Origin of the sequence: Gluconobacter sp. P1D12_c, from assembly GCF_018812105.1 — a bacterium.
In the GTDB taxonomy this organism is placed as follows: Bacteria; Pseudomonadota; Alphaproteobacteria; order Acetobacterales; family Acetobacteraceae; genus Gluconobacter; species Gluconobacter oxydans_A.
Genome location: NZ_JACSIQ010000776.1, coordinates 1 through 377, shown reverse-complemented (window position 1 = coordinate 377; position 377 = coordinate 1). Strand labels below are relative to the sequence as shown.

Sequence of the window (377 nt, the reverse complement as noted above, 5' to 3'; positions counted from 1 at the left end):
GGACACGCAAGCTCTCTGATTGCTTCCGTTGGCTCAATCAAAAATATGGTTCAAATCTGTATTTCAGGGGGACTGAGTTCACTCATAATGAGGATCATGAAACCCTTAACATGCATATGAATATCCTCTTTGATCTGCCGTATTTGAAGGGGAACGGCTGGCAGGATTTTCTTTCTGATGTTCTTGAGAGGATGTCGTGCATTGTTAAGGATGCGGGAACTCTTGAGTCTGTTGATGAGGTCACAAAATATGTGACTAAGCCGAACGAGATTGAGACGATGGAGGATGGCCATCATGAGTGGTTCTCTAATGAGACACTCAATACGCGACTGATACAGAGGTCCGGATCGTTTAAGGAGTTCAAGGGGTCTCTAAAT

Annotated in this window: 1 protein-coding gene; it reads left to right on the top strand. The window is 44.3% G+C overall.

From position 1 onward, the window contains the following. Nucleotides 1-377, top strand: a 377-nt coding sequence (locus tag KP705_RS19150; protein ID WP_215765454.1) for a protein rep, incomplete at both ends; no start/stop codon positions are given.